The following is a 17,736-nucleotide window of genomic DNA, read 5'->3' on the forward strand; positions in this document are numbered from 1 at the left end:
CCCGCCACACTGGAGCGAGCCGCACGAGACGCCTGGGGGATCTCATGGACAACCGAATGGACAGCCGACCGAGCAGAGCGCAGCAGCGCAGAGCCCGCAACGCGCTCGCCCGCCAGGCAGCGATCGTCATGATGGCGTTGCTGCTGGCGGGCGCGCGCCGCTGAATCAGAGCCGGCTCAGACCGGGATGACCGTCGGCACGATCATCGGCCGCCTGCGGTAGGTGTCGGCGACCCACCGGCCGACGACCCGGCGCACCGCCTGCGCGATGCGGTGGGTGTCGGTGATGCCCTCGGCTTCCGTCCGCGCCAGCTCCATTTCCACGAGCGGCACGACGGCGTCGAGGGCCTTCGGGTCGTCGGAGAAGCCGCGGCCGGAGATCGTCGGGCTGCTCATCGCGCGGCCGGTGTTGGAATCGACCGCCATGGTGATCGCGATGAAGCCGCCCTCGCCGAGCACGAGCCGGTCGGACAGCGTCGACTCGCCGACGTCGCCGACGGACAGCCCGTCCACGTACACGTGCCCGACCTCGACGCGGCCGGTGCGCGAGGCCTTGCCGTCGACGAGGTCCACGACCACGCCGTCCTCGGCGATCACCACGTTGTCCGGCGCGACGCCGGTGCGGATCGCGAGCTCTCCGTTGGCGCGCAAGTGTTTCCACTCGCCGTGCACCGGCATCACGTTGCTCGGCCGGACCGCGTTGTACAGGTAGAGCAGCTCGCCCGCGGACGCGTGGCCGGACACGTGCACCTTCGCGTTGCCCTGGTGCACGACGTTCGCGCCGAGCCGGGTCAGCCCGTTGACGACGCCGAACACCGCGGTCTCGTTGCCCGGGATCATCGAGCTGGCCAGCACGACGGTGTCGCCCGCGCGGATCGAGATCTGCCGGTGCTCGCCGCGCGCCATCCGCGACAGCGCGGACAGCGGCTCGCCTTGCGAACCCGTCGACACGAACAGCACCTTGCTCTCCGGCAGGTTGCTGGCCTGGTCCAGGTCCACCAGCAGGCCGTCCGGCACGTTCAGCAGGCCCAGTTCGGCCGCGATGCCCATGTTCCGGACCATCGACCGGCCCACGAACGCCACGCGGCGGCCGTGCCGGACAGCCGCGTCCAGCACCTGCTGCACGCGGTGCACGTGGCTGGCGAAGCAGGCGACGATGACGCGCTGGTCGACCTTGCGGATCACGTCGTCGACCACCGGGCCGATGTCGCGCTCGGGCATGACGAACCCGGGCACCTCGGCGTTGGTGGAGTCGACGCAGAACAGGTCCACGCCCTCGTCACCCAGGCGCGAGAAGCCCGCGAGGTCGGTGAGCCGCCCGTCGAGCGGCAGCTGGTCGAGCTTGATGTCGCCGGTGTGCAGCACGACGCCGGCCGGCGTGCGGATGGCGACCGCGAGCGCGTCCGGGATCGAGTGGTTCACCGCGAAGAACTCGAGGTCGAACGCGCCTACCTTGCGCCGCTCCCCCTCGCGCACCTCGATCAGCTTCGGCCGCTGGCGGTGCTCCTTGGCCTTGGCCGCGAGCAGCGCGTTGGTGAACCGCGAACCGTAGATCGGCACGTCCGGGCGCAGCCGGAGCAGGAACGGGACGGCTCCGATGTGGTCCTCGTGCCCGTGGGTGAGCACGAGGCCGTCGATGTCGTCGAGCCGGTCCTCGATCGCGCGGAAGTCCGGCAGGATCAGGTCGACGCCCGGCTGGTCGTCCTCGGGGAAGAGGACGCCGCAGTCGACGATCAGGAGCCTGCCGTCGTATTCGAAGACGGTCATGTTGCGCCCGACCTCGCCGATGCCGCCGAGCGCGACGACGCGCAGGGCTCCCTCGGGAAGTGCGGGCGGGAGGTGCGTCGGGCCGGGTCCGGCGGGAAGTGAGGTCACCGGGGCATTGTCCCAACGCTGGTGTGCGAGGTGGGGGCGGTGTAGGCCGCCTGCGAATCTGCTTGTGCCACCCGTGCACCATGCCAGTCCGAGGCCGCGCTGTCCTCCAGCGGCACGCCGCCCTGGGCGAGATCGGCCGCGATCTGCTCGAGCTGGTCGTCGAACGGGGCAACGATCGGCAGCCGCGGGTCGCCGATGTCGAACCCGCGCAGGCGCAGCGAAGCCTTGCTGAACGCGACGCCGCCGACGCGCGACATCGCCCGCAGCACCGGCAGCATCGCGCGGTGGTTCGTGCGCGCGGTGGACGTGTCGCCCGCCTCGTAGGCCTCGATCATCGCGCGGATCCGGCCCGCCACGACGTGCCCGATCACGCTGACCACGCCGACCGCGCCGACCGACAGCCACGGCAGGTTCAGGCCGTCGTCGCCGGAGTAGTAGGCGAGGTGGGTGTTCGCGATGACCTCGGAGCCGGCGATCAGGTCGCCCTTCGCGTCCTTCACCGCGACGATCCGCGGGTTCTCGGCCAGCCGCTGCAGCGTGTCGACCTCGATCGGCACGATCGAGCGCGGCGGGATGTCGTAGAGCATGACCGGCAGCTCGGTGGCGTCCGCGACCGTGGTGAAGTGCGCGTACAGCCCGGCCTGGCTCGGCCGCGAGTAGTACGGCGTGACCACGAGCAGGCCGTGCGCGCCCGCTTCGGCGGCGGCCTGGGCCTGCTCGATGCTGTGCGCGGTGTTGTTGGTCCCCGCCCCCGCCACGACGGTCGCGCGGTCGCCGACCGCCTCGACGACGGCGCGGATCAGCGCGGCCTTCTCCTGGTCGGTCGTGGTCGGGCTCTCGCCGGTGGTGCCGTTGACGACGAGGCCGTCGTTGCCGAGGTCCACAAGGTACTCGGCCAGTTCCTGGGCCCGCTTCACGTCCAGCGCCCCGGCCCGGTCGAAGGGGGTCGCCATCGCGGTGAGCACGCGGCCGAACGGACGTCCGGGCGCGGCGGCAGGTGAGGTGGACATGGCCACGACGGTACCTCCTCAGGCCGCCGAACCCGGCCTCGACCTGGTGTGCCACCGGGAACTTCGGAGAATTTCCGCCGCCGCGCCGCTCGCGGCGGAACTTCTCGCGCGGCTACTTGACCTTGGCGGTGATCTGCGCCGGGATCTGGTCGTTGCTGGTGCGCGACAGGACACAGTAGATCTTGCGGTTGGGACCGCTGCTGCTGTCGTTGTCCGGCTGCACCTGCCACGCCTGCTGGGTCGGCACGATCGCCCGGTACGACAGGCCCGCGCGCTGCTGCTGCGGCACCACCGCGGAGTGGAACGCGGCCGCGCAGCGCGCCTCGGCGGCCCGGCTGATGTCCTCCAGCCCGGGATACGGGGCGACGACCGCGTCGCTGTCGCTCCAGCTCTCCAGCGGCAGCGGGTCGGCGACGTCGTAGACCTCGAGCGTGTGGTTCTTCTTGCAGTCGACGTTGTTGTCCGAGCTGATCACCACGCCCGGCTGGACCACCGCGTTGTAGCAGATCTGGTACGAGGAGATCTGGGTCTTGAGGTAGCCGTCCGGGCCGTAGCTGACGGTCTCGGCCTGCTGCGCGTCCTTCTTCGGCGACCACACCGGCTTGCCGAGGAAGAACCCGCCGGCCAGCGCCGCGACCACCAGCAGCGCGATCGCGCCCGCCCACAGGCCGCGGCGGCTCTTGCCTTCCGGCTTCGCGGCCATCCGGGTCGGCTGCCCGCCCACCCGGGTTTCCTGCTGCGGCATCACGGCGGTCGCCGGACGTTGCGTCGGGCCGGTGGCGTGGGCGAGCTGCGCCCGGGCCTGCGTCGCGGTGAGGCGGGCTTCCGGATTCGCCACCAGCAGGCCGAGGATGACCGCGCCGAGCGGGCCCTGCACGCGGGTCAGGTATGGCACTTCGGTCATGATCGCGTGCAGCGTGGCGGCCGTGGTGGGCCGTTCGAACGCGACGATGCCCTCCACCGCGAAGTACAGCGTCGCGCCGAGCGACCACAGGTCCGATTCCGGCATCGCCTCGCGGCCCTCGACCCGCTCCGGGGCCATGAACGCGGGCGAGCCGACGATCATCCCGCTCGTGGTGAGCCGCGGGTCGTCGATGGCGTGCGCGATGCCGAAGTCGGTGAGCTTCACCCGGCCGTCCGGCGCGACCATGATGTTGGCCGGTTTGACGTCGCGGTGCACGATCCCGGCGGCGTGCGCGGCCTGCAGCGCGGACAGCACCCGCTCCCCGATCATCGCGGCCTGCTGCTCGGGCATCGGGCCGTGCGCACGCACCAGGTCGGCGAGCGTGGGCGCTTCGACCAGCTCCATCACGATCCAGGTGGTGCCCTGGTCGGTGACCACGTCGTACACCGTGACGACGGCCGGGTCGTTGAGCCGCCCGCCTGCCCGCACCTCGCGCAGGATCCGCTCGGAGAACACCGCGGCGCCTTCAGCTTCCGGGAGCCGCAATTCCTTGATCGCGACCTGCCGACCGATCACCTGGTCCTGCGCGCGCCACACGATGCCCATGCCGCCGCGGCCCAGTTCGCCGAGCAGCAGGTAGCGGCCGGCCACCACGCGGCCGGCGGGAGCCGTGCGGTTCGGGTCGTGCGGGCGGGTCTGTTCGTCGGTCACGGGGTCGGGCTCCTCGGTCGGCTTCGCGCAGATGCTAGTCGGACCGTCCGGCAGCCCTGCCGGTTCCGTCCGGTTAGGACTGTCTCAGCCGCCGAAGGTGAGTACGATCAGCACGACGTTGAGCAGGATGATCACCGCGGCGACGACCCAGGCGAGCACCGTGGTGCTCCGGCGGTTGACGTCCGCGCCCATCAGCCCGCGGTCGGCGGTGAGCCGGATCAGCGGCACGAGCGCGAACGGGATGCCGAAGGACAGCACCACCTGCGACACCACCAGCGCCGCGCTCGGATCGGCGCCCAGCGCCAGCACGACGATCGCCGGAGTGAGCGTGGCGAGCCGGCGCGCGACGATCGGGATCCTCTTGCGCAGCAAGCCTTGCATGATCATCGCGCCCGCATACGCACCCACCGACGTCGAGGCCAATCCGGACGCGAGAAGCCCGATCGCGAACAGCAGCGCGACGCCCGGCCCGAGCGCGGCGGCGACTGCCCCGTGCGCGCCTTCGATGGTGTCGACGCCTTGCTGGCCTTGGAGATTCGTCGCCGCCACGAGCAGCATGCCGAGGTTCACCGCGCCGGCGAGCAGCATCGCGAACCCGACGTCGTAGCGGGTGGCTCGCAGCAGGCGTCGGCGACGCGCGGGTTCCGGTTTGCCGTGCCGGTCGCGGACCAGTCCGGAGTGGAGATACACCGCGTGCGGCATGACCGTCGCGCCGAGCATCGCGGCCGCGATCAGGACGCTGTCGCCGCCGCTGAACCGCGGCACCAGGCCGTGCGCGATCCCGGCGGCGGACGGCGGCTCGATGAACAGGCTCGCCAGGAACCCGACCGCGATCACCACCAGCAGGCCGGTCACGACGCGTTCGAACGGCCGCTGGCCGCCGCGGTCCTGCACCGCGAGCAGCACCAGGGACACCAGCCCGGTGATCAGCCCGCCCGCGACGAGCGGAAGCCCGAAAAGGAGATTGAGCGCGATCGCGCCGCCGACGACTTCGGCCAGATCGGTGGCGATCGCGACGATCTCGGCCTGCGCCCAGTACGCGAGCCGCGCGCGGCTGGACAGCCGGTCGCGCAGCGCTTCCGGCAGCGACTGGCCGGTGACGAGACCGAGCTTCGCCGACAGGTACTGCACGAGGACGGCCATCAGGTTCGCCGCGACGATCACCCACACCAGCAGGTAGCCGTAGCGCGCGCCGGCGCTGACGTTGGCCGCCACGTTGCCCGGGTCGACGTACGCGATCGCGGCGACGAACGCGGGCCCGAGCAGCGCCCAGCCGGCCCGCAGCCGGGCCACGCCGCGCGGACGTGCCGCTTCCGCCACCGCCATGTGCGCCCACTCCCTGATATCGGTCGCCCCAACTCAAAGTTTAGGCATGCCGAACTTTGCGGGGCAAGGGTGTGCTGCGCCACGTCGCGCCGACGGTCCGTGAAGGGCTCCTTGAGGGAATCTGATTCCCTCAAGGAGCCCTTCACGGACCTTTGTCAGGCGGGAAGGAGCACTTCGTGGCCGGCTTCGCGGAAGGCGGCTACCGCGCGGTCGAGGTCGTCCGAGCGCACCAGGATGTGGTCGGTGTCGAAAGTGGACAGCGAGAACAGCGCGACGCCCGCCGCTGCCAGCTCCGACGCGAGCGCGGAGATGATGCCGGTGAGCGTGAATTCCAGCGGCCCGCGCACGGTGAACAGCCGCCAGCCGTCCTCGACCGTGCCGCCCTCGGGTTCGCGGCCGGTCGGGCAGATCACCGACAGCTCGTCGGGCGTGCGGGTCACCGACACGAGCGCGGGCTCGCCGGGTTCCAGCAGTTCGGCGGGCACGGAGGCATCGGCGGGCAGCCGCACGACCGAGTAGGAGCCGGGGCGGAGGTCGATCGTCAGGTGTTTCATCAGTGCGTTGTCAGCCTTCCAGCACTTTCGGGCTCGAGGCGATCTCGGTGCCGTCGGGCAGGGTCGAAATCGTGAAGTCGGCGAACACGTTGGCCGCCGCCTTGTGCAACTGCCGCAGGCATTCGATGGCCAGCGAACGGATCTCGACATCCGCGTGTTCGGTGGCGCGCATCGCGATGAAATGCCGCCACGCGCGGTAATTCCCGGTGACGACGATGCGGGTTTCGGTGGCGTTCGGCAACACGGCGCGGGCCGCCTGGCGCGCCTGCTTGCGGCGCAGGGTCGCGCTCGGCGTGTCCGCGAACTTCTCCTCCAGCCCGGCGAGCAGCTCGTCGTACGCGGCGGCGCTGGCTTGCGTGGCTTTGACGAATTTCTCGTGCAGCACCGGGTCTTGCGCGATGACGCCCGGCTCGACGAACTCGGCCTCGCTCTCGGGAACGTAGCGCCGCGACAGCTGGGAGTAGGAGAAATGCCGGTGCCGGATCAGCTCGTGGGTGAGCGAGCGGGAGATCCCGGACAGGTAGAAGGTGACCGACCCGTGCTCCAGCACGGCCAGGTGGCCGACGTCGATGACGTGCTCGAGGTAGCCGGCGTTGGTCGCGGTCGCCGGGTTCGGCTTCTCCCAGGATTGGTAGCAGGCGCGTCCGGCGAACTCGGCGAGCGCTTCGCCTCCGTCGGCGTCGGTGGACCAGGGCACGTCCTCGGGCGGGAAGAACTCGGTTTTCGCGATCAGCTGCACCTTGGGCGGCACCGGTCTCGCTCCCCTCATGTCGGCTCCGCCAGCCTAACCCGGCGGCACCGGTGACATCACCGCGCCTTGACGTGACGTCATCGATGACGCCATAGTGGTGTCATGGACTTGACGCCGTATATCGCGAACCTTCGCGAAGACCTCGCGAACACGGCCTCCGCCGGGGACGAGCAGACCCGGCGGGCGGCCGCACTGCTGTCGTCTGCTCTGGAGCCGGCTGTCCGGCTCACTTTGATGAACGCGCTGTCCGACCTCGCGGCCGAGGTGACCGCCGCGTTGCCCGGCCAGGTCGTGGACGTCCGCCTGGACGGCCGGGACGTGCGCGTGGTCGTGACCGGCGGCGAGGAGCGTTCTTCTTCCGCGCCTCCCCCGCCGCCGCCTCCCGCCCCGCCGATCGACGGCGGCGACATCTCGCGGATCACCCTGCGGCTGGTCGAGCAGATCAAAGGCCAGGCCGAACAGGCGGCGGCCGCGCAGGGCGTTTCGCTGAACACGTTCGTGGCGCAGGCCGTGCAGGGGGCGCTCGGCCAGGCGCAGCAGCACCAGCAACGGCACCAGAGCTGGCAGGACAGCGGCAGCGGCGGGGGCCGCACCGAGACCAAGCTGCACGGCTGGGTCGAAGGCTAGAAGGGGGCACCACCATGGGCGAGAACCGGGAAGACCAGGGGAAGAACACCGAAGACCGGGTTGGGGAACCTGGCTTCGGGACGGCGGGCGCGGAACCCGTGTCCAGCAGCGCTGCCGACGCCGCGGCGGGCGAAACCTCCGCAGGCGAAGACACCGCTTCGAGGACATCGGCCGCGTCGGAGAAGGCGGACAACGAGTCCGACGCCGGGACCGCTTCGAGCGAGACCGCAGCCGCATCGGCCAGCGCGGAGTCCACTTCGGACAGTTCAGCGGCCGGGACCGGCTCGGACTCCGCGGAACCGGGTCCGTACGTGCGGCTGCAGGACTTCGAGGCGGACGGTCCGGTGGAGCTGGACCTGGGCGTCACGATCGGGCGGGTCGAGGTCGTGCTCGGGCGGGAGTCCGGGGTGACCGTGCGGCTTCAGCACGACGCGGGCGAGCAGCCGTCGTGGGTGAATGGCGTCAGCAGTCTGCTGTCGTGGGTCGGAGAGAAGTTCGGGGACCAGTTCGGCGGCATGCCGGAGTTCTCGGTCGCCGACGCGGTGCGGCAGGCGCGGATCGAGAAGACCGGCAACCGGGTCGTCGTGCGGGCCGCGAAGGCTTGGCAGCTGCGGAACGTTCCGGTGTCGGTGACGGTCCACGCGCCGGCCGGGTCGCATCTCGAGGTGCGCGCGGGCTCGGCGGACGTCAAGGTGAGCGGCGCCGCGGGCCGTGCGGACATCCTCACCGGGTCCGGCGAAGTGTCGCTGGAACGCGCGGACGGCGCGGCCACCATCCGGACCGGCACGGGTGCCGTGAAGCTCGGCCCGACTCTGGCCGGTCTGCAACTGCGGAGCGGAAGCGGGTCGGTCGAGGCGGCGTCGATCGCCGGACCGGCGACGCTCGGCACCGGCACCGGCAACGTCTGGCTGGGCGCGGTCGAGGGCGACGTGATGGCCCGCACCGGCAGCGGCGACCTGTCGGTGGCCGACGCGGCTTCCGGATCGCTCGAGCTGATCACCGGCTCGGGAGAGGTACGAGTCGGGATCCGGGGCGGCGTTAGAGCGGAAGTCGAACTGGCATCGGCGGCCGGCCGGGTTTCGAGCGAGCTGGACGTCTCGGACACGCCGCCGGAGGGCGCGGTCGCGCTGAAAGTCCGCGCCCGCACCGGAACCGGCAACGCGGTGGTGACCCGCGCGGCCGGCTGACGGCGGGAACATCCCGTCCGCTCAGGCCGACACACCCGTCGCACCACACCCCGGGTGCGCCGAGCGGACGGATGCAAGGGGGAGGCGGCGGGCCGCACCGGAGACGTTCCGGGTGGCCCGCCGCTTCGTGCTGTCCGGGGAATGCCTTGTCCGCCAAGGCTTCCGGCTGGAAGCGCGCGTGGATGGGTTTCGTCAGTGCGGGTATTTCCTGGCACGCCAAGACTTTTCCGTCGTTGCCGAGCCGAACACGGGATTCGGTGGCCAGTTCGATCTGAGGTCGGCGGAATTCCCTTGCAAGCACAGTTCCCGGGGTGCAAAGGCCTGCCGATCGCCATCCAGTCGGGCCGAGCTGAGCGCGATGGTCCCGGAATTGTCTCCGAGCCGTCTCACCGAACGCGCTCCCGGTCGCTGCCTGCGAGCCGTCCCTAGCCAACTCGAACCTGCGCGCGGTCCAGTGTCCGCGAGCCTTCCCGCCCAGCCTGAACGCACTCCCCAACCACTGTCCGCGAGCCTTGCCCAGCCAAGCCGCCAGCGGTCCTCCCCGCGACGTTCTCAGCTCACCCGTCTCCCCCTCACTTCACCGCGCGCCGCAACGCCCGGGCCAGATCACCCCGCTCCCCCACCACAACTCCGTCCAGCCCCTGCCATTCCGCCATCGTCCGCAACTCCCCGGCCAGCTCCGCCGCCACCCGCGACTGGTCGACGCCGGGTTCGGCGAACGCGCCCTGCACCCGCAGCACCCCGGCCGCCCGGTCGGATTTCAGGTCCACGCGTCCCGACAGCGCACCGTCCAGCAGGAACGGAAACACGTAATACCCATGCACCCGCTTCGGTTCCGGCACGTAAATCTCGATGCGGTACCGGAACCCGAACAACCGCTCCGTCCGCGCGCGCTCCCAGATCAGCGGATCGAACGGGCACAGCAAAGCCCGCCCGGACACTGCCCTCGGCGTGCGCGCTTCGACATGCCGGTAGGCGACCGCGCGCCAATCGTCCACCTGAACCGGCTCCAGGACGCCTTCCTCGACCAGCTCTTGAACGGCTTGCCGCGAGACGGCCGGGCCAAGGCGGTAGTAGTCGCGCAGGTCGGTTTCCGTTGCCACGCCCAGCGCCCGCGCCGAACGGTCGATCAGGCCGCGAGCGCCTTCCTCCGCGGAAACCTTGCGCGACAAGATTTCCGGCGGCACCACTCGCTCCGTCAGGTCGTACAGCCGCTCGAACGATCGCCGCGTGCCGGTGCTCAGCTGGCCGACGCCGAACAGGTACTCGCACGCCTTCTTCACCACCGAGCGTTCCCACCACGCCCCCGGCCCGCGCCGGACTGCCTCGGTTTCCAGCGCCTTCTCAATTGCCCCGGCTCCGATCGGGCCCTGTTCCTTGACGATCGCCAGCACGTCGTCGAGCAGGCCGGGCACCGTGTCGACGACCCGCGTGTAGTTCCGCCACCAGCCGTCCCGTTTCGCGCCGGACTTCAGCAGCGGCCAGTCTTCGATCGGCAGCAGGCTCGCCTCGTGCGCCCACGATTCGACCAGCAGCCGCGGCCGTTTCGCGCGGTGGCTCCACGCGGCGTCGTCCACCAGCGCCGGGTCGTATCCGCCCAGGCGCGAGAACAGCGGCATGTAGTGCGCGCGCACGGCGACGTTGACCGAGTCCAGCTGCAGCAGCTGGACCCGCGACAGCACCTTGGCGAGGTGCCGCCGGGTCGGGGCGGAGGAAGGCCGGGGGTCGGCGAACCCCTGCGCGGCCAAAGCGGTGCGGCGGGCGGCGGAAAGGCTGATCGTCTGCATGATTCCGCCATGGTGCCAGCCACCCCCGACAGTTTCGGTACATTGCCCGCGTGAGTACCGCCGAAGTCCGTCCCGCGAATCCGTCCGACGCCGCGGAGATCGCCCGCATCCAGCGGCTGACCTGGCGGGCGGCCTACGCCGACCTTCTGGGCGCCGAGGCCATCGACGAGTTCGAGAAAGCCGACCTCGAGGGCACCTGGGCGGAGACGATCGAGTATCCCGATTCCCGCGTCTACCTGGCCACCGAGGGCTCGTTCACGGTCGGCTACTGCGTCGCCGGCCCGGCCCCGCAGGACGAAGCCGCCGCGGCCGACGGGTCGCCGCCGGAGGACGCGCCCGGATTGATCGCGTCCCTGGTGGTCGAACCCCGCTGGGGCCGTCGCGGGCACGCCGGGCGGTTGCTCGCGACCGCCGCCGCCGAGCTGCGCGCGAACGGCCTGAACCGCGGCATCACCTGGGTCGCGCAGTCCGACCACGCGACGCTCGGGTTCTACCGCCGCGCCGGCTGGTCCCCCGACGGCACCGTCCGCACCCTCGACACCGGCCGCGGAACGCTGCGCGAAGTCCGGCTCACCGGCACGTTGGAACTAGAACTCACACACTGACCGGCTCTTCGCGCTTCGCGAAAACCACCCAGCGCATCACCGAGTACATGAACACGCCCTCGCACGCCCCGGCGATCAGCCGTGACAGGTGGTATTCGACGCCCAGCGCGGTCAATCCGGCGCCCAGCCCGAGCAGGAACGCCGCGTAGTTCACCGCGATCGCCACCACATACAGCACCGCCTGACGGCCCACCGGCGCGTGCGAGCGGAAGTTCAGCGCGCGGTTCAACACGAAACTCAGCCCGAACGCGACCACGTACGCGACGCTGATCGAGAGCCACACCGGCCACTTGAGCCCGCCGTGGAAAAGCGTCAGCAGTAACAGATCGACGCCGAACGTGAAGCCGTTGATCACCGCGAAACCGAGGAAACTCGGCGCGACGATCCGGGACAGTCCGAACGGCAGGACGCGGACGACCGTCTCGCACAGCCGGGCGAAACGGTCCGCGATCGGCACCTCAGGCACGTCTTCGATCCTGGCAGCGGAAGGTGTCCGAGACCGGTCGGCCAGGTGATCTTCTGGGGTTGGCGCCAGGGGAAAGAGTGGGGTTAGCCCCCGTGATCTTTTCGTGATGGCTGCTAGCTTGGAGTGAGCGGCGACACGGAGGGGGTGACACGATGGGCTGGGTGCTCCTGACCCTCGGCGTCGCCTTCGGCTCGGCGATCGTGCCGCTGGTCAACGCCGAACTCTTCGTCATCGGCCTCTGCGCGAGCCAGCACAACGTCCACTGGCTGTGGCTGGGCGGCGCGGTCGCGGTCGGGCAGATCGCCGGGAAACTGCTGTACTACCTGGCCGCGCGCGGCTCGATCCGGCTGCCGAAGTTCCTGCACGACCGGCTGCACCGCGAACGCCCGCTCACCCCGCGACGGGTCCGCTGGCAGCTGCGCACCAAGGTGATCCGCAGCAAGATCGAGGCGCTGCGCGAACGCTGCCAGCGCCATCCGCACTGGATGACCGGCACCTACGGGATCAGCTCGCTCGTCGGACTGCCCCCGTTCATGGCGACGAGCGTGCTCGCCGGGATGGTCCGGATGCGGCTGTCGACGTTCCTCGCGGCGGGGCTGGCCGGGCGATGGGTGCGATTCAGTTTGCTGGCGGCTTCGCCCGCGATGTTCGCCGGGTGGCTGCAGTAAGCCAACTGCCGCAACGCTTTCGGCAGCCATCGTCGATGCCAAGGTCCGTGAGGGGAACCCTGACGAAATCAGAGTCCCTCAGGGTTCCCCTCACGGACTTTTCGCAGGAACGCAAAGCGCGCAGCCCGAGCGAGCGTTACTTGCGTTCTGCGGCTTCCAGCTCGATCGCCTTGCGCATGGTCGCCCGAGCCCGCCGCCGGTCGCCCGCGATGTCGTAGGCGTACGCCAGCCGGTACCAGGGACGCCAATTTTCCTGGTCCGCTTCGACTTCCGCGCGGCGCTCGTCGAACCACGCGTCCGCGGCGTCGCGGTCCACGCGGCCGGACGGGCGGCGCGGCAGGTCCGACACGTCCGGCAGGCCGCCCTCGGCGTCGAGCTGCCGCGACAGCCGCTGGATCTGCATGCCGGACCGCCACGTCACCACGACGATCCACACGCCCAGCAGCGGCAGCAGGAACACGCCGATGCCGAGCGCGATCCCGGCGGGCGTCCCGGTCGCGAGCAGCGCCACGGCCCGGTCCGCCAGCAGGACCAGGTACACCACCAGCGCCGCCGTCATCAGCAGCGCGACATTGCGGGCTTTCACAGGTCGAGCACGTTCTCCAGGCCGACCGTCAGGCCGGGGCGCGACACCACCGAACGCACGCCGAGCAGCACGCCCGGCATGAACGACGTGCGGTCCAGCGAATCGTGCCGGATGGTCAGGGTTTCGCCCTCGCCGCCGAACAGGATTTCCTCGTGCGCCACCAAACCCGGCAGGCGGACCGAGTGCACGTGGACGTCCTCGACCGAAGCGCCGCGCGCACCGTCCACTTCGGACGTCGTGGCGTCCGGGCCGGGAGCGACCCCAGCCTCGGCCCGAGCGGCGGCGATCATCCGCGCGGTGTGCGCGGCGGTGCCGGACGGGGCGTCGGCCTTGCGGTTGTGGTGCAGTTCGATGATCTCCGCCGAGGCGTAGAACTTCGCCGCCTGTGCCGCGAACCGCATCGCCAGCACCGCGCCCAGCGCGAAGTTCGGCGCGATCAAAACGCCCAGCTGCGGCTTGTCCGCGAGCAGCCCGCGCAGTTCGGTCAGCCGCTCTTCGCTGAAGCCAGTGGTGCCGACGACCGCGTGCAGGTCGTGCGCGATCAGCCAGCGCAGGTTGTCCATCACCGCGTCCGGGTGCGTGAAGTCCACGACCACCTGGGCGCTTTCCAGCGGGGCGAAATCGTCGCCCGCGTCCAGCGCGGCCACCAGTTCCTGGTCCGCGGCGCCTTCCACGGCTTTCACCACGGTCGCACCCATGCGGCCGCGTGCGCCCAGCACGCCGACGCGGATCGGGGACTCGGTCATGACGCGATCACCTCGTGCAGATCGTCCGGCAGGTCGTCGGCGTGAGCGTACGGCCCCACCACCGCCGCGGACGACACCCCGCCGGGACGCCGCAGCAGAGTGCGAGCGAGCGCACACACCTCTTCGGTCGTGACCGCGTCGATCCGCGCGATCGTGTCGTCGACGCCCAGGTACCGGGCGTAGTTCAGCTCGTTCTTGCCGATCCGGGACATCCGCGACGACGTGTCCTCCAGACCCAGCACGAGCCCGCCGCGCAACTGCCCCTTGGCGCGCGCGACCTCGGCGTCGGACAGCCCGTCCGCGGCGACCGAGTCGAGCACCTCGCGGATCACGCCCGCGACCTGGCCCAGCCGCTCCGGCTGGCAGCCCGCGTACACCGACATGTGCCCGAGATCGGCGTAGCTCGCCACCGACGAATACACCTGATACGCGAGGCCCCGGCGTTCGCGGATCTCCTGGAACAGCCGGGAACTCATGCCTCCGCCGAGCGCGGCGTTGAGCACCGACAGGGTGAACCGGCGCTCGTCGTGGCGCGGCAATGCGCGGAAGCCGAGCATCACGTGGGCCTGTTCGGTGTCGTCCGGGTGCAGAGCCAGCTTCGGCACGGTCTTCAGCCGCGCACGGCCGGATCGCGGCGCGACCGGGGTCGCGGCGCCGGTGAGACGTTCTTTCAGCGCGCGCTTGACCAGTCGCAGGACCTGGCCGTGTTCGACGTTTCCGGCGACTGCCAGCACCATTCGCGGCAGCGTGTAGCGGCGGCGGTAGAAGCCGCGCAGGGCGGACGGCGACATTTCGGTGATGGACTTTTCCGTGCCCAGCACCGGACGGCCCAGCGGGTGGTCGCCGATGATCGCGCCCACAAACGTTTCGTGCAGCAGATCTTCGGGATCGTCGTCGCGCATCGCGATCTCTTCGAGGACGACGCTGCGTTCCATGTCCATGTCGCGGTCCGTGCACTGTGCTTCGAAAACCACGTCGGTGACGAGGTCGAGGGCGAGCGGCAGGTCTGCGTCCAGGACTTGGGCGTAGTAGCAGGTGTGTTCTTTCGCGGTGAAGGCGTTGAATTCGCCGCCTACCGCGTCGATCTCTTCCGCGATCTGAGTGGCGTCGCGGTTGGTGGTTCCCTTGAACAGCAGGTGTTCCAGGTAGTGCGCGGCGCCTGCGACAGCGAGCGGCTCGTCGCGCGAACCTACGCCGACCCAGAGTCCGACCGTCGCCGAACGAGACGCGGGGACGTGCTCGGTGATCACCCGCAAGCCGCCGGGCAGCACACTCCGCTTGACTACCGCACCGTCCGAAGTGGACTCGAGCGTACGGGTGGTGCCGACGGGCTGCTCGTGCCCGGAAACCTGCCGTGCCAATGCAATCCTTTGCTCACATGCGGTGAAGGCCCCCTCCCCAGCCGGAGAGGGGGCCTTCACGGACCAAGCTTGTGCGGGGCGAAACCCTACTTGGCTTCGGCGGTCTCGGCCGGAGCGGCGTCGTCTTCAGCAGGCTTCGCCGCGTCTTCTTCCTTGACCACGATCAGGCTGATCTTGCCGCGGTTGTCGATGTCGGCGATCTCGACGCGGATCTTGTCGCCGACGTTCACGACGTCCTCGACCTTCGCGATCCGCTTGCCGTTGCCCAGCTTCGAGATGTGCACGAGGCCGTCCTTGCCCGGCAGCAGCGAGACGAACGCGCCGAACGCGGCCGTCTTCACCACGGTGCCCAGGAAGCGCTCGCCGACCTTCGGCAGCTGCGGGTTGGCGATGGCGTTGATCTTGCCGATCGCCGCCTCCGCCGACGGGCCGTCGGCCGCGCCCACGTAGATCGTGCCGTCGTCCTCGATCGAGATGTCGGCGCCGGTCTCCTCGGTGATCGAGTTGATCATCTTGCCCTTCGGCCCGATGACCTCGCCGATCTTGTCGACCGGAATCTTCACCGACGTGACGCGCGGGGCGTACGGGCTCATCTCGTCCGGGCCGTCGATCGCCTCGGCGATGACCTCCAGGATGGTGAGGCGAGCGTCCTTCGCCTGCTTCAGCGCGGCCGCGAGCACCTCGGACGGGATGCCGTCCAGCTTGGTGTCCAGCTGCAGCGCGGTGATGATGTCCTTCGTGCCGGCGACCTTGAAGTCCATGTCGCCCAGCGCGTCCTCGGCGCCCAGGATGTCGGTGAGAGCCACGTAACGGGTCTCGCCGTCCACCTCGTCGGACACCAGGCCCATGGCGATGCCCGCGACCGGAGCCTTCAGCGGCACGCCGGCGTTGAACAGGCCCATCGTGGACGCGCAGACCGAGCCCATCGAGGTGGAACCGTTGGAGCCCAGCGCCTCGGAGACCTGGCGGATCGCGTACGGGAACTCGTCCCGCTTCGGCAGCACCGGAACCAGGGCGCGCTCGGCGAGCATGCCGTGGCCGATCTCGCGCCGCTTCGGCGAACCGACGCGGCCGGTCTCGCCGGTGGAGAACGGCGGGAAGTTGTAGTGGTGCAGGTAGCGCTTCGTCGTCTCCGGGGAGAGCGAGTCGATCTGCTGCTCCATGCGGAGCATGTTCAGCGTGGTGACGCCCAGGATCTGGGTCTCGCCGCGCTCGAACAGCGCCGAACCGTGCGCCCGCGGGATCACGGCGACCTCGGCCGAGAGCTGGCGGATGTCGGTCAGGCCGCGGCCGTCCATCCGGATCTTCTCGGTGAGGACGCGGGTGCGCATGATCTTCTTGGTCAGCGCCTTGAACGCACCGCCGACCTCCTTGTCGCGGCCCTCGAAGGCTTCGCCCTCGCCGAGGCCGAGCTTCTCCAGGACAGTGGCCTTGACCTCGTCGGTCGCGGCGTCGCGCTCCTGCTTGCCGGCGATCTGCAGCGCCTTGGCGAGCTCGTCGGACGCGATCGCGGCGACGGCCTCGTAGATGTCCGGCTGGTAGGCCGGGTACACCGGGAAGTCGCCGGTCGGCTTGGCGGCGTCGGCGGCCAGGCGCTGCTGCGCCTCGCACAGCACGCGGATGAACGGCTTCGCGGCCTCGAGGCCCTGCGCGACGGTGGTCTCGTCCGGCGCGGTGCCGCCGTCGGCGATCAGGTCGAGCGTGTGCTCGGTGCCCTCGGCCTCGACCATCATGATCGCGACGTCGTCACCGACGATGCGGCCGGCCACGACCATGTTGAAGGTGGCCTTCTCGAGCTGCGGCCAGGTCGGGAACGCGACCCACTGGCCCTCGATCAGCGCGACGCGCACGCCGCCGACCGGGCCGGAGAACGGCAGGCCGGCGATCTGGGTGGAAGCCGACGCGGCGTTGATCGCCAGCACGTCGTACGGGTCGTCCGGGTTGAGGCTCTGGACGGTGATGACGACCTGGATCTCGTTGCGGAGGCCGTCGGCGAAGGACGGGCGCAGCGGGCGGTCGATCAGGCGGGCGGTGAGGATCGCGTCGGTCGACGGGCGGCCCTCGCGGCGGAAGAACGCGCCCGGGATGCGGCCGGCGGCGTACATCCGCTCCTCGACGTCCACGGTCAGCGGGAAGAAGTCGAAGTGCTCCTTCGGGTGCTTCGACGCCGTGGTCGCCGACAGCAGCATGGTCTCTTCGTCCAGGTAGGCGACGACGGAGCCGGCGGCCTGCTTGGCGAGCCGGCCGGTCTCGAACCGGACAGTGCGGGTGCCGAACCGGCCGTTGTCCAGAACGGCTTCGGTCTCGAACACGGTGACTCCGGTGGAGTCGGTCATATGGTCAATCTCCTCTTTGGTTCCATCGCAGCAGCGCGAGTCTCCCACTGTGGGACCCGGTTCGCCCGAGGACGCTCGAGGAGGTGTGAGGCCGGTCTTCGATCGAAGCCCCCGGGTCCGTTGCCCGGGAACCACTACCGAGGACCGGCGAGATCGTTCCTCCAGCGCGCTCGCGCCGTGTAGGGGGTGTGCTTGCGGCGAGGGGGAGCGGCCGAAGCCGCTCCCCCTCGTCAGCAC

Annotated in this window: 16 protein-coding genes; 4 read left to right on the forward strand and 12 right to left on the reverse strand. The window is 70.3% G+C overall.

Annotated elements, in window-relative coordinates; translation table 11 throughout:
• Positions 1-176 precede the first annotated feature (176 nt).
• The 6 genes from ACFXI3_RS24445 to thyX all read right to left on the reverse strand — a co-directional run bounded on the left by ACFXI3_RS24445 (position 177) and on the right by thyX (position 7,148).
• Entirely contained in the window at positions 177-1,874 is a 1,698-nt protein-coding gene (locus ACFXI3_RS24445) for a ribonuclease J (protein ID WP_344284718.1), read from the reverse strand.
• Positions 1,871-2,884, reverse strand: a complete 1,014-nt coding sequence (gene dapA / locus ACFXI3_RS24450; RefSeq protein WP_378402383.1) for a 4-hydroxy-tetrahydrodipicolinate synthase — start codon at positions 2,882-2,884, stop codon at positions 1,871-1,873. The genes ACFXI3_RS24445 and dapA overlap by 4 nt, the downstream gene beginning before the upstream one ends.
• A 112-nt stretch (positions 2,885-2,996) precedes the next feature.
• Positions 2,997-4,499, reverse strand: a complete 1,503-nt coding sequence (locus ACFXI3_RS24455; protein WP_378402385.1) for a serine/threonine-protein kinase — start codon at positions 4,497-4,499, stop codon at positions 2,997-2,999.
• 84 nt (positions 4,500-4,583) lie between these two features.
• Positions 4,584-5,825, reverse strand: a complete 1,242-nt coding sequence (locus ACFXI3_RS24460) for an Nramp family divalent metal transporter (RefSeq protein WP_378402387.1) — start codon at positions 5,823-5,825, stop codon at positions 4,584-4,586.
• Between the two features lie 155 nt (positions 5,826-5,980).
• Positions 5,981-6,379, reverse strand: coding sequence for an ACT domain-containing protein (locus ACFXI3_RS24465; protein ID WP_344284707.1), 399 nt, complete (start codon positions 6,377-6,379; stop codon positions 5,981-5,983).
• A gap of 10 nt (positions 6,380-6,389) precedes the next feature.
• Complete coding sequence (gene thyX, locus ACFXI3_RS24470; RefSeq protein ID WP_378402389.1) at positions 6,390-7,148, reverse strand: FAD-dependent thymidylate synthase; 759 nt, start codon at positions 7,146-7,148, stop codon at positions 6,390-6,392.
• 84 nt (positions 7,149-7,232) lie between these two features.
• Here thyX and ACFXI3_RS24475 point away from each other — a divergent pair, with 84 nt between their 5' ends.
• On the forward strand, positions 7,233-7,757 hold the full coding sequence (locus ACFXI3_RS24475; protein ID WP_378402391.1) for a toxin-antitoxin system HicB family antitoxin: 525 nt from the start codon (positions 7,233-7,235) through the stop codon (positions 7,755-7,757).
• A gap of 311 nt (positions 7,758-8,068) precedes the next feature.
• The gene (locus tag ACFXI3_RS24480; protein WP_344285341.1) at positions 8,069-8,944 is read left to right on the forward strand and encodes a DUF4097 family beta strand repeat-containing protein; all 876 of its coding nucleotides are present in this window, start codon (positions 8,069-8,071) and stop codon (positions 8,942-8,944) included.
• A gap of 572 nt (positions 8,945-9,516) precedes the next feature.
• On the opposite strand, the gene ACFXI3_RS24485 is transcribed toward ACFXI3_RS24480, so the two are convergent.
• Positions 9,517-10,731, reverse strand: a complete 1,215-nt coding sequence (locus tag ACFXI3_RS24485) for a DNA glycosylase AlkZ-like family protein (protein ID WP_344284698.1) — start codon at positions 10,729-10,731, stop codon at positions 9,517-9,519.
• A gap of 50 nt (positions 10,732-10,781) precedes the next feature.
• On the opposite strand from ACFXI3_RS24485, the gene ACFXI3_RS24490 reads away from it, so the two are divergent.
• The gene (locus tag ACFXI3_RS24490) at positions 10,782-11,336 is read left to right on the forward strand and encodes a GNAT family N-acetyltransferase (RefSeq protein ID WP_378402393.1); all 555 of its coding nucleotides are present in this window, start codon (positions 10,782-10,784) and stop codon (positions 11,334-11,336) included.
• Here ACFXI3_RS24490 and ACFXI3_RS24495 read toward each other — a convergent pair.
• Positions 11,326-11,802: a GtrA family protein gene (locus tag ACFXI3_RS24495; protein WP_378402395.1), complete on the reverse strand. Its 477-nt coding sequence runs from the start codon at positions 11,800-11,802 to the stop codon at positions 11,326-11,328. The two genes, ACFXI3_RS24490 and ACFXI3_RS24495, sit on opposite strands and share 11 nt — an antisense overlap.
• Positions 11,803-11,954: 152 nt before the next feature.
• Between ACFXI3_RS24495 and ACFXI3_RS24500 the strand changes: the two genes are divergently transcribed.
• Positions 11,955-12,470 (forward strand): hypothetical protein, encoded by a 516-nt coding sequence (locus ACFXI3_RS24500; RefSeq protein ID WP_344284689.1) that lies wholly within the window; start codon positions 11,955-11,957, stop codon positions 12,468-12,470.
• Positions 12,471-12,606: 136 nt separating this feature from the next.
• Here ACFXI3_RS24500 and ACFXI3_RS24505 read toward each other — a convergent pair whose 3' ends face one another.
• From ACFXI3_RS24505 to ACFXI3_RS24520, 4 genes are all read right to left on the reverse strand, one after another.
• Positions 12,607-13,056 (reverse strand): tetratricopeptide repeat protein, encoded by a 450-nt coding sequence (locus ACFXI3_RS24505; protein WP_344284686.1) that lies wholly within the window; start codon positions 13,054-13,056, stop codon positions 12,607-12,609.
• On the reverse strand, positions 13,053-13,802 hold the full coding sequence (gene dapB / locus ACFXI3_RS24510; protein WP_344284683.1) for a 4-hydroxy-tetrahydrodipicolinate reductase: 750 nt from the start codon (positions 13,800-13,802) through the stop codon (positions 13,053-13,055). The genes ACFXI3_RS24505 and dapB overlap by 4 nt, the downstream gene beginning before the upstream one ends.
• Entirely contained in the window at positions 13,799-15,163 is a 1,365-nt protein-coding gene (locus tag ACFXI3_RS24515; RefSeq protein WP_344284680.1) for a pitrilysin family protein, read from the reverse strand. The genes dapB and ACFXI3_RS24515 overlap by 4 nt, the downstream gene beginning before the upstream one ends.
• An 86-nt stretch (positions 15,164-15,249) precedes the next feature.
• Entirely contained in the window at positions 15,250-17,499 is a 2,250-nt protein-coding gene (locus ACFXI3_RS24520) for a polyribonucleotide nucleotidyltransferase (protein ID WP_378402399.1), read from the reverse strand.
• Positions 17,500-17,736 lie beyond the last annotated feature (237 nt).

It is taken from the genome of Amycolatopsis sp. NPDC059235, assembly GCF_042754125.1.
Classification (GTDB): Bacteria; Actinomycetota; Actinomycetes; order Mycobacteriales; family Pseudonocardiaceae; genus Amycolatopsis; species Amycolatopsis albidoflava.